This is a genomic window from Pseudomonas sp. XP1 (assembly GCF_053557675.1).
Genome location: NZ_JBNRIJ010000003.1, coordinates 238,150 through 239,837, shown reverse-complemented (window position 1 = coordinate 239,837; position 1,688 = coordinate 238,150). Strand labels below are relative to the sequence as shown.

Sequence of the window (1,688 nt, the reverse complement as noted above, 5' to 3'; positions counted from 1 at the left end):
CCCGCGAAGAGGCCGGTACAGACAATACAAGAACAACAAGAGACCGCCATGCCCCAGCCAAGCTACTCCCAGGGCAACCAGGACAAACCCCTGCTTACCCAGTGCATCGGCGACGCCTTCGATACCACCGTCGCCCGCTTCCCTGACCGTGACGCCCTGGTCGTCCGCCACCAGGCCCTGCGCTACACCTGGCAGCAACTGGCCGAAGCCGTCGACCGGCACGCCCGTGCGCTGATGGCCTTGGGCGTGCAGCCGGGTGACCGCCTCGGCATCTGGGCACCCAACTGCGCAGAGTGGTGCATCACCCAGTTCGCCAGCGCCAAGGTCGGTGCGATCCTGGTCAACATCAACCCGGCCTACCGCTCCAGCGAACTGGACTACGCCCTCGGCCAGTCCGGCTGCCGCTGGGTGATCTGCGCCGACGCGTTCAAGACCTCCGACTACCACGCCATGCTGCTGGGCCTGGTCCCGGGCCTGGCCGGCGGCCAGCCGGGCGGCCTGATCTGCGAACGCTTCCCCGAGTTGCGCGGTGTGGTCAGCCTGGCCGTCGCGCCACCGCCGGGCTTTCTCGCCTGGCACGACCTGCAGGCCCGTGCCGCGGCCGTCAGCCGCGAAGCCCTTGCCGAGCGCCAGGCACAGCTGCGCTGCGACGACCCGATCAATATCCAGTACACCTCGGGCACCACCGGTTTCCCGAAAGGCGCCACCCTCAGCCACAGCAACATCCTCAACAACGGCTACATGGTCGGTGAAAGCCTGGGCCTGACCGAGCATGACCGGCTGGTGGTGCCGGTGCCGCTGTACCACTGCTTTGGCATGGTCATGGCCAACCTCGGCTGCATGACCCACGGCAGCACCCTGATCTACCCCAGCGACGCCTTCGACCCGTTGGCTACCCTGCGTGCGGTGGCGGAAGAAAAGGCCACTGCGTTGTACGGTGTGCCGACCATGTTCATCGCCGAACTGGACCACCCCCAGCGTGGCGAGTTCGACCTGTCGAGCCTGCGTACCGGGATCATGGCCGGTGCCACCTGCCCGATCGAAGTGATGCGCCGGGTTATCGGCGAGATGCACATGGCCGAGGTGCAGATTGCCTACGGCATGACCGAAACCAGCCCGGTGTCGCTGCAGACCGGCGCCAGCGACGACCTGGAGCGCCGCGTGACCAGCGTCGGGCGCACCCAGCCGCGGTTGGAGAACAAGGTGATCGATGCCGATGGCAACACCCTGCCGCGTGGCGAAATCGGCGAGCTGTGCACCCGGGGTTACAGCGTGATGCTGGGCTACTGGAACAACCCCAAGGCCACGGCCGAAAGCATCGACGAGGAAGGCTGGATGCATACCGGCGACCTGGCGGTGATGGACGAGCAGGGCTATGTGCGTATTGTCGGGCGCAGCAAGGACATGATCATTCGCGGCGGCGAGAACATCTACCCGCGTGAACTGGAAGAGTTCTTCTTCACCCACCCGGCGGTGGCAGATGTGCAGGTGATTGGCGTGCCATGCAGCAAGTACGGTGAAGAGATCGTGGCCTGGGTGCGGCTGCACCCGGGGCATACGGCCAGTGCGGAGGAACTGCGCGATTGGGCGAAGGCGCGGATAGCGCACTTCAAGGTGCCGCGGTATTTCCGCTTTGTCGATGAGTTCCCGATGACGGTGACCGGCAAGGTGCAGAAGTTCCGCATGCG

General features: G+C 65.7%; 1 protein-coding gene. It reads left to right on the top strand.

The genetic code is table 11. The annotated features are described in order from the left end of the window. Positions 1-48 precede the first annotated feature (48 nt). On the top strand, positions 49-1,688 hold a 1,640-nt coding region (locus ACK1U9_RS04935), incomplete at its 3' end, for a fatty acid CoA ligase family protein (RefSeq protein ID WP_449109740.1).